Source organism: Alkalihalobacterium alkalinitrilicum (genome assembly GCF_002019605.1).
Taxonomy (GTDB): domain Bacteria; phylum Bacillota; class Bacilli; order Bacillales; family Bacillaceae_F; genus Alkalihalobacterium; species Alkalihalobacterium alkalinitrilicum.
The window spans coordinates 4,256,832-4,272,804 of sequence record NZ_KV917368.1 but is presented as its reverse complement, the minus strand read 5'-3'; the positions used below and the strand labels follow the sequence as shown (position 1 = coordinate 4,272,804).

15 protein-coding genes are annotated in these 15,973 nt (G+C 39.8%); 4 read left to right on the top strand and 11 right to left on the bottom strand.

What is annotated here, in order from left to right:
• Positions 1-651 precede the first annotated feature (651 nt).
• From BK574_RS20680 to BK574_RS20655, 6 genes are all read right to left on the bottom strand, one after another.
• Positions 652-1,173 carry an acyltransferase gene (locus BK574_RS20680; protein ID WP_078429922.1) on the bottom strand — a complete coding sequence of 174 codons (522 nt, stop codon included), beginning with the start codon at positions 1,171-1,173 and terminating at the stop codon, positions 652-654.
• 2 nt (positions 1,174-1,175) lie between these two features.
• Positions 1,176-1,817: a pyrophosphatase PpaX gene (gene ppaX / locus BK574_RS20675; protein WP_078429921.1), complete on the bottom strand. Its 642-nt coding sequence runs from the start codon at positions 1,815-1,817 to the stop codon at positions 1,176-1,178.
• Positions 1,807-2,766, bottom strand: coding sequence for a nucleoside recognition domain-containing protein (locus BK574_RS20670; RefSeq protein WP_180320595.1), 960 nt, complete (start codon positions 2,764-2,766; stop codon positions 1,807-1,809). The genes ppaX and BK574_RS20670 overlap by 11 nt, the downstream gene beginning before the upstream one ends.
• Positions 2,767-2,791: 25 nt before the next feature.
• The gene (gene lgt, locus BK574_RS20665; protein WP_078429919.1) at positions 2,792-3,676 is read right to left on the bottom strand and encodes a prolipoprotein diacylglyceryl transferase; all 885 of its coding nucleotides are present in this window, start codon (positions 3,674-3,676) and stop codon (positions 2,792-2,794) included.
• A gap of 20 nt (positions 3,677-3,696) precedes the next feature.
• The gene (gene hprK, locus BK574_RS20660; RefSeq protein WP_078429918.1) at positions 3,697-4,638 is read right to left on the bottom strand and encodes an HPr(Ser) kinase/phosphatase; all 942 of its coding nucleotides are present in this window, start codon (positions 4,636-4,638) and stop codon (positions 3,697-3,699) included.
• Positions 4,639-5,053: 415 nt separating this feature from the next.
• Positions 5,054-5,284, bottom strand: coding sequence for a type II toxin-antitoxin system PemK/MazF family toxin (locus tag BK574_RS20655; protein WP_218970605.1), 231 nt, complete (start codon positions 5,282-5,284; stop codon positions 5,054-5,056).
• 1,051 nt (positions 5,285-6,335) lie between these two features.
• Between BK574_RS20655 and BK574_RS20645 the strand changes: the two genes are divergently transcribed.
• The gene (locus BK574_RS20645; protein ID WP_218970604.1) at positions 6,336-6,569 is read left to right on the top strand and encodes a transposase; all 234 of its coding nucleotides are present in this window, start codon (positions 6,336-6,338) and stop codon (positions 6,567-6,569) included.
• Between the two features lie 111 nt (positions 6,570-6,680).
• Here the strand turns inward: BK574_RS20645 and BK574_RS20640 are convergent, their stop codons facing one another.
• The 5 genes from BK574_RS20640 to uvrB form a co-directional block, all read right to left on the bottom strand.
• Positions 6,681-7,034 carry a phage holin family protein gene (locus BK574_RS20640; RefSeq protein WP_078429916.1) on the bottom strand — a complete coding sequence of 118 codons (354 nt, stop codon included), beginning with the start codon at positions 7,032-7,034 and terminating at the stop codon, positions 6,681-6,683.
• Positions 7,034-7,237: a PspC domain-containing protein gene (locus tag BK574_RS20635; RefSeq protein WP_075386966.1), complete on the bottom strand. Its 204-nt coding sequence runs from the start codon at positions 7,235-7,237 to the stop codon at positions 7,034-7,036. Before BK574_RS20635 ends, BK574_RS20640 begins: the two co-directional genes overlap by 1 nt.
• Positions 7,238-7,255: 18 nt before the next feature.
• A complete protein-coding gene (locus tag BK574_RS20630) occupies positions 7,256-8,371 on the bottom strand; it encodes a DUF4097 family beta strand repeat-containing protein (RefSeq protein ID WP_078429915.1) in 1,116 nt (371 codons plus the stop codon).
• A gap of 329 nt (positions 8,372-8,700) precedes the next feature.
• The gene (uvrA, locus tag BK574_RS20625) at positions 8,701-11,574 is read right to left on the bottom strand and encodes an excinuclease ABC subunit UvrA (RefSeq protein WP_078429914.1); all 2,874 of its coding nucleotides are present in this window, start codon (positions 11,572-11,574) and stop codon (positions 8,701-8,703) included.
• A 7-nt stretch (positions 11,575-11,581) separates the two neighbouring features.
• A complete protein-coding gene (uvrB, locus tag BK574_RS20620; protein ID WP_075386963.1) occupies positions 11,582-13,561 on the bottom strand; it encodes an excinuclease ABC subunit UvrB in 1,980 nt (659 codons plus the stop codon).
• 219 nt (positions 13,562-13,780) lie between these two features.
• On the opposite strand from uvrB, the gene BK574_RS29305 reads away from it, so the two are divergent.
• The 3 genes from BK574_RS29305 (at position 13,781) to BK574_RS20610 (ending at position 15,935) form a co-directional block, all read left to right on the top strand.
• Positions 13,781-14,089 (top strand): CBO0543 family protein, encoded by a 309-nt coding sequence (locus tag BK574_RS29305; protein ID WP_420796999.1) that lies wholly within the window; start codon positions 13,781-13,783, stop codon positions 14,087-14,089.
• A 195-nt stretch (positions 14,090-14,284) separates the two neighbouring features.
• Positions 14,285-14,788 (top strand): sigma-70 family RNA polymerase sigma factor, encoded by a 504-nt coding sequence (locus BK574_RS20615; protein ID WP_078429913.1) that lies wholly within the window; start codon positions 14,285-14,287, stop codon positions 14,786-14,788.
• Positions 14,772-15,935 (top strand): anti-sigma factor, encoded by a 1,164-nt coding sequence (locus tag BK574_RS20610; RefSeq protein ID WP_238458062.1) that lies wholly within the window; start codon positions 14,772-14,774, stop codon positions 15,933-15,935. The genes BK574_RS20615 and BK574_RS20610 overlap by 17 nt, the downstream gene beginning before the upstream one ends.
• Positions 15,936-15,973: the final 38 nt, after the last annotated feature.

Below are 15,973 nucleotides of genomic sequence, written 5' to 3'. Positions count from 1 at the left end.
CGTTTGGGCATCATGAACGCTCTATAGTGCCCGTTCTCATCCTCCTCTTGCTCGTTCGGGCACTATGAACGCTTCATAGTTACCGTTTTCTTTCTTCTCCTGCTCGTTTGGGCATCATGAACGCTTCATAGTGCCCGTTTCCTTTCTTCTCCTGCTCGTTTGGGCACTATGAACGCTTCATAGTTACCGTTTTCTTTCTTCTCCTGCTCGTTCGGGCATCATGAACGCTTCATAGTTACCGTTTTCTTTCTTCTCCTGCTCGTTTGGGCACTATGAACGCTTCATAGTTACCGTTTTCTTTCTTCTCCTGCTCGTTCGGGCATCATGAACGCTCTATAGTGCCCGTTCTCATCCTCCTCTTGCTCGTTCAGGCATCATGAACGCTTCATAGTGCCCGTTTCCTTTCTTCTCCTGCTCGTTCGGGCATCATGAACGCTTCATAGTTACCGTTTTCTTTCTTCTCCTGCTCGTTTGGGCACTATGAACGCACTATTGTGCCCGTTCTCATCCCTCCTCTTGCTCGAATGTGCACCATGAACGCTCTATTGTTACGTACCCTGCGCTATGTGCGGCAAATTTTTATAAAATCTTATCTTTTGAAAAAAACAGGTGAACTCGTCCTAACGAATTCACCTGTTTTCACTTAATTAGTTATTCCATTATCTGTTCCTTACTCCGTTGCTCCATTTCGGCTTTTGTATAAATGACGCGCATTGGATTTCCACCAACAAAGCTTCCTGCTGGTACATCTTGATGAACGAGTGTACCAGCCGACACGATCGCGCCATCGCCGATTACAACTCCTGGCAAGATCGTGCAATTAGCACCGATCATCACTTCGTCACCAATTACGACATCACCAAGTCGGTACTCATGAATTAAATATTCGTGGGCGAGGATCGTTGTATTATAGCCAATAATCGAATTGCGACCAATCGATATTTTTTCTGGAAACATCACATCCATCATGACCATTAGCGCTACTGCCGTTTGATCACCGACCTTCATTTTAAGCAAATGACGATACATCCAGTTTTTCATTGAGATGGACGGTGTATAGCGGGCAAGTTGAATCACAACAAAGCTTTTCACGACTTTCGAAAAAGGAACAGTCTTATAAATTTGCCAAAGCGAGTTACTGCCTTCAACGGGATACCGTTTCGTCCTTCTCACAATTACTCGACTCCAACAATTTTCAATAAATCTCTCATATCATTTAAAACATAGTCAGGTTCAAACGATCGAATAAAGTCTTCACCTTTAATCGACCACGCCACAGCAGCTGTTTTCGTACCTGTATTTTTCCCGCCTAAAACATCGTATTGACTATCGCCGACCATAATCGTCGTTTCAGCCGTTGACCCCAGAGCGGCCATTGCTTTCTCTAACGGTTCAGGGTCTGGCTTCACTTTTTCCACATCATCAATTGCAACAATTACTTCAAAGAAGCGATTCAGTCCCATGACTTCAAGACCTCGTATCGCAGTTCTTCTCATTTTCGTCGTTACAACCGCTAATTTAAAACCTTCTTGATGCAAACGCTCGATCGTTTGAAACACACCTTCATACTCTTTTACTAACAAATCGTGATTCGATAAGTTATGTTCACGATACATCGCAACCATCTCTTCCACACGTTCAGGGTCGATTCCTTTAAAACTATCAATTAGCGGTGGACCAATAAATTCAATCACCTTTTCTCGTGTATACTCACCAGGATAATAGTGCTCCAGTGTATGCAAAAATGAGGCGATAATAAGGTCATTTGTATTGATTAAAGTTCCATCTAAATCAAACAATAGAGTATCAATTTTCATTAAAAGCTTCCTTTCCCTTTTCAGTTACTTGTTGCTTTTTCTCGAGTCGGTTCCAAACCAAAGCTACGACCATCGTCAAGAGAATCGCAACAACGAGTCGAATGATAAGTAGAGGCCAAATCGGTATGCCGAGTGGTATGAATATTAAAGTATCTTCAATGACGGCATGACACGCAACGAGGAAAATAAAGACAAGATACAAGTCTTTCTTTTTAACCCCATCTTCCTTTACCGCCTGGATCATAACCCCAGCTCCAAAAGCTAGTCCAAAAAACAAACCAGATGCAAGAGTCGTTGACGTATTCTCCCGGATACCAAGCATTCTCGTAAATGGTGACATCCATTTTGAAAACACCTTCAGCCAATTTAAGTCTTTCATAATTTGAATAAAAATCATCAGCGGAATGACAATGAGAGCCAGTTGTGCAATTCCTATTGTCGCACTTTCCATTCCTTTCCAGGTAATCGCCAGCCAGCCAGATACTTCAGCATGTTGTCCTGAAGAAACAAACCCATACTGTGCGATTTCGCTACCGCCCTTCCAAAAAAGATGAATGATCCACGCAGAAAAAAAGGCTAGCCCAAGACGAACAGCAAGAACGACCGACATTCGAATGCCGACTTTTGCCGCTACTGCTGATTCGATGAAAAGATTATGAGAAAAAGAGAGCATAATCGCTAAAATAAAAACTTCCTTCATTGTCAGTTCCATCGTTAAAATGGCACCAATCGCAGCATATAGATTCAATACATTTCCTAAAATTAATGGAATTGCCGCTTCCCCGGGCAAACCAATCCACCCCATAAGAGGTGCTAACCATTGAGCAACCCACTCAAGAACAGGTGTATAGCCGAGTATCGTAATGATGAGTGTAATAGGAAAAATGATTCTCCCTAATGTCCATGTTGTTTGTAAACCTACGAGTAATCCCCGTTTTAAAGTTCCCACCGTGAGCTCCTCTCCTGAAACTCTTTTATTTTTTCTTTTTCTTTTTTCCTTTTGTATGATTGGTCGTTGTTTTTGCTTTTGGCTCTTCATCTAAATAATTTTTCGTAGCCAATCCTGCTTTTCGGCGATACACCCATAAAACGACTGCACCAACAATTAATACAATCGACATAATTTGGGCCGTACGCAGCATATCACCAATCATCAAGTTGTCGAGTCGCATTCCTTCAATCATAAAGCGACCAATCGAATACCAAATCACGTAACTAAAGAAGATTTCCCCTTCTTTTAAGTTGACACGGCGTAACCAAAGTAAAAGAGCTAAACCTAGTAAATTCCAAATCGATTCATATAAAAAGGTAGGATGATAATACCCTAATCCAAATTGAGGATCATTGATATACATTTGATTAATAATGAACTGAGGAAGCATTAAGTTTTCAAGAAATTCTCGTGACACAGGGCCACCATACACTTCTTGGTTCATAAAATTACCCCAGCGCCCAATCGCTTGCGCCACAATGATACTCGGGGCAGCTATATCTAATAATTTCCAAATTGAAATTCCACGACGTTTAGCAAAAACAATGGCCGTCGCAACACCACCGATCAAACCACCATGAATAGCTAGTCCACCTTCCCAAATGGCAAACGCTTTTAACGGATTGTCCACATAATGTTCCCAGCGAAAAATGACATAATAAAGTCGAGCGGAAATAATGGCAATCGGTAACGCCCAAATTAACAAGTCGGCAAACGTGTCTTTCGGCAAACCACGTTTTTCCGTTTCTCGTGTTGCGAGTAAGTAACCAACCACAACACCTAATCCAATTAATAACCCATACCAATAAACTGTAATGGGACCTAACTCAAAGGCAATCCTACTTAAAGGCTGTATCGTTTCCTCCATACCATTTCACCTCTTCATTCCTATAAATAATAGTCGTCTCTATCTCCTTCTTCAATTACATCGGTTAGCCGATCTGAAAATTCCTGGGCTGCATTAATGCCAAGACGCTTCAACCTGAAGTTCATCGCGGCCACTTCAACGATAACCGCTAAGTTACGACCTGGACGAACGGGAACAGTCAGCTTTGGAACCTCCACGTCAATAATTTTTAACGTATCTTCCTCTAACCCTAACCGGTCATACGCTTTCTTTTGATCCCACAGCTCTAGATTAATGACTAACGCCACACGCTTGAATGGACGGATGGCTCCTGCTCCAAATAACGTCATCACATTAATAATCCCGAGACCACGTATTTCAAGTAAATGTTTAATTAATTCTGGAGATCGACCGATTAACGTATCTTCATGTTCTTGCCGAATTTCAACCGAGTCATCAGCCACAAGACGATGCCCACGACGAACGAGATCAAGTGCCGTCTCACTTTTACCAACCCCACTAGCGCCCGTGATCAAAACACCAATCCCGTATATGTCCACAAGAACACCATGAATGGCCGTCATCGGCGCGAGGCGACTTTCTAAAAAGTTCGTCAATCTACTACTAAGACGCGTCGTCGTTAACGATGAACGCAAAATCGGTACACCTTTTTCCTCTGAAGCTGAAATTAGCTCCTCAGGGATCTCTAACCCTCTTGAAATAATAATACCCGGAGTGTCATATGTGCAAAGTTTAAGCATCCGTTCTTTCTTGTCATAATCATTTAGTTGTTGAAAGAATGACAACTCTGTCCGTCCGAGTAACTGAAGCCGGTTCGCTGGGTAATACGTAAAAAAGCCAGCCATTTCAATTCCAGGCCGTGATATATCACTCGTCGCGATCGGTCGATACACCCCTTCTTCCCCACTAATAAGCTCCAATTGAAACTTCTCTATTAAATCATTTGCAGTCACTTTTGCCATTCCAAATTCCTCCATCCTGTACATCACATTCCTTCACATTATACCCTTAAAAGTACTCACGAAAAAAGGGGAGGAACTTTGAGAACAAAGAAATTGTAAAAAGAAGCGATCTCTCCCTTGTAACCATACCTCTTATTACCTGAAAAGGATTACTATTTTTATTAACAGGTTCCGTTTTCTATCGCAAAAACCTAAATTACAAGATGTAACTTAATTTGCATACAAATTTGTATTGAAATATGTATGCAAAATAAAAATGTCTCAATTCATTTTGAACCGAGACATTTTTTATTTGCTTGTTATAATAACGTACCCCGTTCGTATTATAAGGTCTTATTATAACAGTAGCCAAGGTAGAACCATATGATACCCAAAAAGGACTGCTTATCGCAGCCCCTCTATACAAGTTCAATTACTATTTTATTAAGTGTTCTACCTTAGTTCGTACACTATTTAATACTTCTGTGTTTACTTTACCAAATCTTTTTCTGATAATTGCTTTTGAAAGTGTATAAACTTTGTCTGCTCTCACTGCTGATGTAACTTTAAGAGCACCTTCGTCTAAGTCTTTTTGTTCAATCACGACTGAATAGTCAAGGTCTTTTAATTGTGATGTAATAGCAACAACAAGAATATCATCAGTCATTTGATTATAATCATCGTTTGAAATAATGAGAACAGACGTTGTTTTCTATTTGATAAGTCACTGAATGGTACTGGAATTAAGACAATGTCACCTTGTTTATGCATCATTCCAAACCTCATCATCTATATCATTATCCCAAAAATCAATACTACTTTCGCTCGCTTTTGTTAAATCTTCTGATAAACTTTTTTCTTTTTTCGCCTATAAATATTCAGCAAAGTCCAAAATTTTATCGACTTCTTGCGCTGGAATTTCATCAATAATCTTTAGTAATCGTTCCTTAGCAGTATTCATGATGTTCATCACCTCTTTCATGAATATTTTATCTAACTATATCACTTTGGATTACTTCAAACCATTGGTCTTTTAGTAAAGTTACTCAATAGTTGAAAAGCGACAGCTCTGTTCCGCTATTCGCTCTCCGTTATTTGATGATGTAATTACGAGACATCCTTACTTTTCCTATAATAATTAGCGATTTGCTATTAGTGAAATCAAAAAGAAACTATTATGGAACATATGATTATGAACACTAAATTTTGAAATGCCACTTCTGAATAGTTCCCAAATAACAAAAGAAAAATGAATGGAATGCCAAACTACTTTGACTTAAATAGCCAATACATTCAGTGCTTTTTTTCTGCTTTTTTTGATAATAGTATTGGCGAAAATATGTTTAAAAGAGTCCAAACGTTAGGATAATACCAAGAAAATCAAATTGCAAAACACTCACTCCTTCCAGTAAGCAGTCAAGCTAGGGCAGGTTAGTTTAAGTATGTTTCTTCACAATCTCTATATTAATTTTAACATTATTATACAATTCAATAGGCATTTCAACTTACCTTACATTTTCTTTGTTTGCGATAGGTAACGGAACCCGTTATATTTTTATAAGGCTCTTTTATAAAAGATTGTGGCTCGTTGCTATGTTAACCGAGAGGAAAGACCATGATCGCTGGTTTAAAGAATTAATTACTACCTTTTTTGAAGAGTTCATTTTAGCGTTTTTCCCAGACATCTATGAACAAGTTGACTTTCAGCACACCAATTTTTGCACCAGGAAGTCTACACTGATATTTTAAAAGGTGTGAACCGAATTATGGAATTGATGACTTCGTGGGAGAAGAAAGGTTTAGAAAAAGGGTTAAAAAAATGGTTAGAGAAGGGAAGAACCGAAGAAAAGGTCAAGATCGCCAAACAAATGCTTGAAAAAGAATTCCCGTTGAAGGTTATTTGTGAGTTCACCGGGTTATCAGAAGCCGAAGTCGAAAAATTGAAAGATTAAACAATATAATTTGTATTCTACCTATATTACTCAAACGCTCAAAAGCACTGAACCTATAATAAGTTCAGTGCTTTTTTTCCTTTCGACGCCTTTACGGGAATAGTAATAGTACTATTTCCGTAAAGGCTCCACGATGAGTTTTTGAATGAATGTATTTAAGATCGTAATAATAATGGCGGCTAAAATCGCCATACCGAATCCATCAATCACAAAAGCAGATCCCATAAACGCGGCTGTTAACCTTAATGTAATCGCGTTAATGACAAATAGAAACAGACCTAATGTGATAATCGTTACGGGTAGCGTTAAAAATACTAATATCGGTCGAACGATAAAATTTAAGATCGACAGAATGATACTCGCAAAAAAAGCGGCACCGAATCCCGATATTTGAAACTGCACAAAGAAGTGAGCGACGATCAGGAGCGTCACACTATTAACAAGCAAATGGATAAGCCAGCCCATTAATCGACAATGTCTCCTTCATTCGGTACAACGACAGCTGCAGCAATATAGCCGACTAATAATGGAAAGCCAGCTGTAACAAAGAAAAGAATGACAAACAAAATACGGACAAGCGACGGATCTAGATTAAAATACGCGGCAATCCCACCACAAACACCTGCTAGCTTTCGATCATGCACGGTTCGAAATAATCGTTTATTCATTTCCCTCACCTCACATCTTTACGAACGTTGCTCAATTTGAATTGAGCCTGTATTCGTTTCACCTTCTAATTTAAAACGTGGAGAACATTCTTTGTTTGCGATAAACGAAAGTGTTTTTTGAACAAAATCTTTTTTCTCTTCAACAATTTCTAATCCATTTAAGTCGCATGTAAATCCGCCAACATTTGTTTCAAGCTTTCCTTCAATACGTAGATCTGCTGGTACGGAAACATTGATACTTCCTGTCGTTGCCTTTAAGTCTGCATAACAAGGTTCAGAAACTTCATCGAGACGATAACGGATCGCACCATTGACAGTTTCAACATTAACATCAATAGTTTTCCCTTCTAGTGTAATCGCTCCATTCATTGTTTTCACTTCACACCAGTCATTATGAATTGAAGTGATATCAATTGGTCCATTGACCGTCTCAGCATACAGTCGCTTACCTACCACATCCGTTAGGTGAACGCTACCGTTAACGACTTTAACTTCTAACTTGTCTCCTTGAAGCTTTTCCCCTTTAATATGGCCATTAAACGTATATACTTTAATCGACTCATAATAGTCTTTTGGAATGTAGCACGTGGCCTGAATTTTGACAGATTTAACTTTAGAATAAAAGCGAATACGATCTTCCCGACCTTCAAAAATCGTCTCTTGTAAAAAGGTTTGTCGTCCTTCTTCTGCATCTCGAGCACGGTAAACTTTAGCTTTACATTCGACGCGAATGTCTTCTTCTTCCCATGGAATTAGCGTAATTGAACCATTTTCCAAGGAAAAATCAAGTTCCTTACCATGAAAGTTTTTATGATGAAAAATATGTTCCACTTCAACAAAAGATCCAAAGTTAAAGTCCAAATCTAAATCTTTGATTTTTTGAATCGCATTTTCAATAAATCCTGTTAACACACTAGCACCCGACGTTTGACGATACGTGCGACGCGATTGGCGTTTACTATCCCAATCCACACGTTCAGATAGTGACGTTTGCGTTTGTTGCGGCTCTTCCGTTTTGGTTTCTTTCTTCTCTTTAGGTTCCTCCTGCTGAAGAGCATTTAATAATTTTAATCCTTCTTCAGCCGTAATTTTGCCGTCTTCAATCATCTTCAAAATCATTTTACGTTCTTCCATTTCGACATCTCCTCTATGGAAATCATTTCTTAATTCAATAATACATACGTCGTAAGAAGAGAAAAGTTTCAATTTTATCAAGTTAAACTTCCATCAGTGAGGGTATTTCTCTTCCCCCACTGATGGTAAGTTGAGGCCCACATGATGTGGGTTACATAGACGTTGCCACAGGACGTGGCAACGTCTGTGTTCATTTAGTTGTTACTGGCAGTGTTTATCCCCCACTTACCCTTCTTTAATTTCTCGAACTCCTGAAGTGGGGTATTACTGCTAGTTGTTGCGGGATAAAATTTCACGCAATAAATTCTTAATATGACCTATGACCAAACTTATTTGTTCAATAATTCTTTTTCTTTTACACGTGCTTCCATACGCTTGAAGTCTCTTTCTAAAATGGGCTTTAAGTAATAACCCGTGTAAGACCCCGTGGCATTCACAACAGTTTCAGGTGTTCCAGTTGCGACTATTTGACCACCTTTATCGCCGCCTTCTGGTCCTAGATCAATAATATAATCCACAGTTTTAATGACATCTAAATTATGCTCAATCACAAGAACTGTATCCCCGTTATCAACTAAACGTTGCAGAACTTTTAAAAGACGATCAATATCATGCACATGTAGTCCTGTTGTTGGTTCATCTAAAATATATAACGTTTTTCCTGTTGATCGTTTGTGCAATTGAGAGGCAAGCTTTACGCGTTGGGCTTCTCCTCCAGACAACGTAGTCGCTGGTTGCCCTAATCTCATATAACCTAAGCCAACATCAGCAAGTGTCTCAATCTTTCGCTTAATTTTCGGGATGTTTGCGAAAAATTCGAGTCCATCTTCAACTGTCATTTCCAATACATTGGCAATCGTCTTTCCTTTATACTTTATGTCTAACGTTTCGCGGTTATAACGCTTGCTATGACAGACCTCACAAGGTACATAGACGTCAGGTAAAAAGTGCATTTCGATTTTGATGATTCCATCTCCACGACACGCCTCACAACGTCCGCCTTTAACGTTAAAGCTAAACCGCCCTTTTTTATATCCGCGGACTTTCGCTTCATTCGTTAACGCAAATACGTCACGAATATCATCAAATACACCCGTATACGTCGCAGGATTAGAACGTGGCGTACGTCCGATCGGTGACTGGTCAATATCAATGACTTTATCTACATGTTCTAAACCTGTAATTTCTTTATGCGCTCCTGGCTTATCTTTTGCTCTATGCAATTTTTGGGCAAGTGATTTATATAAAATTTCATTGATTAATGTACTTTTTCCAGATCCTGATACACCCGTAACCGCAACAAAAACACCGAGAGGTATATCGACATTGACTTTTTGTAAGTTATTTTCCGTCGCCGCTTTAATCGTTAACGTACGTCCGTCCGACTTCCGTCTCTCAACGGGCAGTGGGATGAATTTTTCCCCTGATAAATATTCTCCAGTTAAGGATTTTGGATCTTTCATAATTTCCTCTGGCGTACCTTGTGCTGTGATCGTTCCTCCGTGAACCCCTGCGCCTGGTCCGATATCAATGAGGTAATCAGCAGCCATCATTGTATCTTCATCATGTTCAACAACAATCAACGTATTTCCTAAATCACGCATATGCTTTAACGTTTCTATTAGTCGATCATTGTCCCGTTGATGCAAGCCAATCGACGGCTCATCTAAAATATAGAGTACCCCCATTAAAGATGAACCAATTTGCGTGGCTAAACGAATGCGCTGGGCCTCCCCACCTGAAAGTGTTCCTGCCGAGCGCTGTAATGATAAATAATCGAGTCCAACATTGATCAGAAAGCCGAGACGTTCATTAATTTCCTTTAAAATGAGCCGAGCAATCGCAAGTTCTTTATTCGTAAGGTCAAGTTGATCAAAGTACGTTTTCGCGTCTTTGACCGACAGCGCCGTAATATCACCTATATGACCGCCACCTATGAGTACTGAAAGGCTTTCTTTTTTCAGACGGTTTCCTTTACATTTCGGACAGTGATGTTGCGCCATATAGCCTTCCATTTGTTCGCGAATGTAATCGGATGATGTTTCGTGGTAGCGACGGGCAATGTTATTCAATACTCCTTCAAATACAATGTTGTTTTCACGAACTTGCCCAAATTCATTTTCATAACGGAAGTAAATTTGTTCCGTACCACTTCCATATAACACTTTATTTAATAACGACTCTGGAATTTGCTCAACAGGCATATCCATATCGATTCCATAATGATCACAAACCGACTTTAATAATTGCGGGTAATATTGAGAGCTTGTCGGTTCCCATGGAGCAATCGCATGGTCATTAAGCGATCGAGATCGGTCAGGAATGACAAGGTCTAAGTCGACTTCAAGCTTCGTTCCTAAACCGTCACATGATGGACAAGCCCCAAACGGACTATTAAAAGAAAACATGCGTGGCTCAAGCTCTGGAATCGAAAAACCACAATGGGGGCAAGCATGATGCTGACTGAAAAGCAACTCTTCTTCTCCCATTACATCAACGAGACAACGCCCATCACCTAAACCTAACGCGGTTTCAATCGAGTCAGTAAGTCGTGCTGCAATTCCTTCTTTCATCACAATCCGATCAATGACAACTTCAATACTATGTTTCTTATTTTTATCCAACTCAATTTCTTCTGCGACTTCACGCATTTCACCATCGACACGGACCCGAACAAAGCCTTGTTTTTTTATATCTTCCAATACTTTGACGTGCTCGCCTTTCCGTCCTGAAACGATCGGCGCTAATATTTGCATTTTCGTTCGATCTGGATACTCCATAATCCGGTCCACCATCTGCTGTACCGTCTGTGAACTGATTTCCACTCCATGCTTCGGACAAACAGGACGCCCAATCCGCGCAAAAAGAAGACGTAAATAATCGTAAATTTCCGTCACGGTTCCGACCGTTGAACGTGGATTTCGACTCGTCGTCTTTTGGTCGATTGAAATCGCTGGCGACAACCCTTCGATCGCGTCGACATCTGGTTTGTCCATTTGCCCAAGGAATTGGCGGGCATAGGCGGACAACGACTCGACATAACGACGTTGCCCTTCTGCGTAAATTGTATCAAAAGCAAGTGAAGATTTTCCCGAACCTGAAAGTCCCGTTAATACGACTAACTTATTCCGAGGAATCGTCACATCAATATTTTTTAAGTTATGCGAACGTGCGCCTTTAACGATAATATTATCGAGTGCCATATTACCTTCATCCTTCCGCTTTTAGCTCTAAAATTAAATCACGCAATTCTGCTGCACGTTCGAAGTTTAACTCTTTTGCTGCATCTTTCATATCCTTTTCCATTCGTTCGATCATCGCGTGGCGATCCTTTTTACTCATTTTCATCGTTGGTGCCGCTGCTGTATATGTTTCATCCGCCTCTGCAGCATAAGTTGCTTGTATCATATCTGGAATTTTCTTTTGAATCGTCGTCGGTGTAATTCCATGTTTTTCGTTATATTCTTCTTGAATTTGGCGACGACGGCTCGTTTCATCGACCGCAATTTTCATCGATTTCGTGATTTTATCGGCATACATAATAACATGACCGTTTGCATTACGGGCAGCACGACCGATCGTTTGAATCAAGGATCGTTCAGAACGCAAAAAGCCTTCTTTATCCGCATCTAAAATCGTCACTAGCGAAACTTCGGGTATATCAAGTCCTTCCCTCAACAAGTTAATCCCGATAAGAACATCGTACGTTCCAATTCGAAGCTGACGAACAATTTCCAACCGCTCTAACGTTTTGATTTCCGAATGCATGTATTGGACACGAATGCCGACTTCTTTTAAATAGTCCGTTAAATCTTCAGACATTTTTTTCGTTAAGGTGGTCACTAACACACGTTCTTTGCGGGCCGCCCGCTCATTGATTTCACCAATTAAATCATCAATCTGTCCTTCAATCGGACGAACTTCAATCGTAGGATCAAGCAAGCCCGTTGGACGAATAATTTGTTCTACGACTTTCGGTGTTTTTTCTAATTCGTATGGACCAGGTGTTGCCGACACATAGACAATCTGATTGGTCTTTCCTTCAAATTCTTCAAACTGAAGAGGGCGGTTGTCTAATGCAGACGGCAAACGGAAGCCATGATCGACAAGAACTTGTTTACGAGCCCTGTCCCCGTTATACATCCCGCGAATTTGCGGTAGCGTCACATGGGACTCATCAATGACGATTAAATAATCTTCGGGAAAGAAGTCCAACAGCGTATACGGTGTATCGCCTTCCTTCCGAAACGTTAGATGTCTCGAGTAATTTTCAATCCCTGAACAAAAGCCCATTTCCCTCATCATTTCAAGGTCATAGCGTGTTCTTTGTTCCAAACGCTGCGCTTCAAGCAGCTTGCCTTTTTCATTCAGTTCTTCCAACCGCTCTTCTAGTTCCGCTTCAATATTAACGATCGCTCGGTTTAACTTTTCTTCGCGAGTTACGAAGTGGGAAGCCGGGAAAATCGCCACATGATTTCGTTCGCCTTTAATTTCACCCGTTAAAGCATCAACTTCTGTAATTCGTTCGATCTCATCACCAAAAAACTCAATCCGAATACATTGTTCGTCACGAGATGCGGGGAAAATTTCCACAACATCTCCACGAACGCGGAACGTTCCGCGTGTAAAGTTAATATCGTTACGGTCATACTGAATGTCGACTAAATCTCGTAATAATTCATTTCGTTCTTTTTCCATACCCGTCCGCAGTGAAACGACGAGGTCTCGGTACTCTTCAGGAGAACCTAAACCATAGATACACGAAACACTGGCAATGATAATAACGTCCTGTCGTTCAAATAGCGAACTCGTCGCAGAGTGTCTGAGCTTATCAATTTCATCATTAATGCTTGCGTCTTTTTCAATAAATGTATCTGAACTAGGAACATAAGCCTCTGGCTGATAATAGTCATAGTAGCTCACAAAATACTCAACCGCGTTATTCGGAAAAAACTCTTTAAACTCGCTATATAGCTGACCTGCTAATGTTTTATTGTGTGCGATCACTAATGTCGGTTTATTAACTTCTTTGATTAAATTAGAAACCGTAAACGTTTTTCCTGTACCCGTTGCTCCTAATAACGTCTGATAGGTTTTCCCTTCATTTACACCTTTAACGAGCTGTTTAATCGCTTCAGGTTGATCCCCTTCAGGTTGATAGTGAGAGACTAACTGAAAACTCTGCTCCATGGCATGTCCTCCTTACATTTTAGAAAAATTTAACTTTCCCCAACTCCGAATAGGTGAAGCATAAGCATCTCTTATTCTCGAATTCCAAAACGTGACCCTTCTTATATATAAATTCTTTCATAGCGTTCTTTTTTCCAATGTTTTCATTATACCACACTAAGACCCTTTTTACACAAATTTAACGAACGTACATTCCCTAAAAAATTTGGAGTAACTAGAATATTAAAACGTTATATTAGTTTCATTTTTGATTACCTCATTTTCCCGATTACCTGTGTATATTATAATCAATTAACATTTCAATCAAAATTAGTCGGTATCTTTTTTAAAACTCTTTATTTCAGCGTCCCGATGACCATTATTGAGACATGGTTGGAAAAAAATACGCAGCTCGTACAGTACAAAAAGTCTTGGAAGTGGGTCCATTCCTTTTTATCTTTAACGGGGACATTCCTACTCGTTCGGTTTACTATGATGCTCATTCGCTGGAAAAGTTCAGAGAATGAAAAGAAACAACTGACTTCTTAACAGCGGCTTTAGCCTTATAGTAAAAGGAGCGTTAGAAAGAAAACGGTAATAATTTACAGAAAGTTTGCGCTTTGACTTTATCTGAGCGCTTTTTTTCTGTTTTCGAGGTCACTTCCACCTTTTTCTTAAAAATTTTTAAAAAATAACTGTAACTTTATTTCATGTCATTCGTTTTATTAATGAAAGGAGGAGCGCATGAAAGAAACGATCGATTCAATTTATGAAATGTATTTTCCACATATTTATCGTTTTCTCCTTTCGCTTTGTCACGATCATTACACAGCTGAAGACCTCGTCCAAGAGACGTTTTTCCGTGCCCACCTTTATATTGAAAACTATGAAGGTGAAAATATTAAATCTTGGTTATTTACCGTTGCTCATCATGCTTTTATTGATTATGAACGCAAGCGGAAACGAACAGTTATTAAAGAAGAAAACTTTTTCACTAAATTGTTTCATAGAGGAAAAGACTCCGAAGATCAAATGGTATTAAGTGAGGAAATTCAAGAGATTATCACTCTTTTAGAGCATTTACCAAAACAACAAAAATTGGCTGTATTGCTTCACGACTTCAACGAACTTCCCTACCAAGAAGCTGCTACGGTAATGAATGTAACATTAGCAAACTTTAAGGTATTGCTATTTCGTGGTCGACAAGCAATTCGCAAACAGAAAGGCGTGAATGAAGGTGACCGATGACTTTAGAAAGAAACTCGATGCCTATGAAAAAGGAGAACTACGAGACAAAGAACTCGAGCAATTTGAAGAAGAACTTGAAAAGCTTGAAACCTACCAACAGTATTTAGAAAAAAATGAAAAACCTCCTCAAGCATCGCCTCCAACAGTAGGTGATAAAAAGCAACGAAAAATTTTGCGACGAAGCAAATGGAAAGCCCGCTTCCAAACTGCCGTTACCGCATTACTGTTATTTTTAGCTGTGCTTATTGTTACATCGGTTTTAACGACACTCTACTATACTTGGGGAAATCCAGATCGCGGTGAAGTGCTTAGCAATGTGATTGATCATACGTTAACCATCACACAGCCTGACGGATATCTCGGTGGAACAAGTACAAACGCGAAAACGTTTTTTAGAATGGAAGCGACTCGCGATATCCGAAAAAGGGTTGGACATGAGACGATAACGGTTGGTGATATGAAAGTGAACTTTTTATTTTCGATGATGGCGTTTCCCGAGATTACCTATTACGGCAGACAAAGTCAATCCCAACCACACTTTATTCATCCAAACAACTCCGAAATGTACGATGATGTAAACTGGACTCAACTAGAACAGTTACCAGAAGGTACCGTAGCTTCTGCATATGTATCGTTTAATCAGCTATATGGAACGAGCGAAGTGTTTCAATTATTTGAAGAAAAGGATCTTGATTTATCATGGTTCCCTGTTGATACTGGTCTTGATGATCAAAGAGATTTTCACGGCGGTGTGATTTTCGAAACGATTGGTTTCCCGTCTTATCCGATCTGGCATGAAGACGATATGATCGTTACGTCGCGAACAGAGGAGAAAGGCTTATTTGGCAGTATCGTTTCAGAGGGTGCAGTTTCTCCTGAATATGAAGTTGGCGATGAAACAATGCTTCACGAGCAATTTTTAAAAACGCTAAAGTTCTTACAACCTCACGAATCGCAAGTAAACCAACTTGCACGCTATCGTTTCGACCTTGCGGAAAAAATTGAGTTTCTTGAAAATGAAGGCATTGCCCATTACGGAGTTGTCATTACGGGACCAACTAAAGAAATTCTTACTTTAAAGGAAGAATCGTGGATTAGAAACTTACAAGTCGATGAAGTGACGTTTTGGAATTGGAACGAGTATTAAGTCTTGCTTCATGTGAGAGTAAATGATTTATAGAGAGG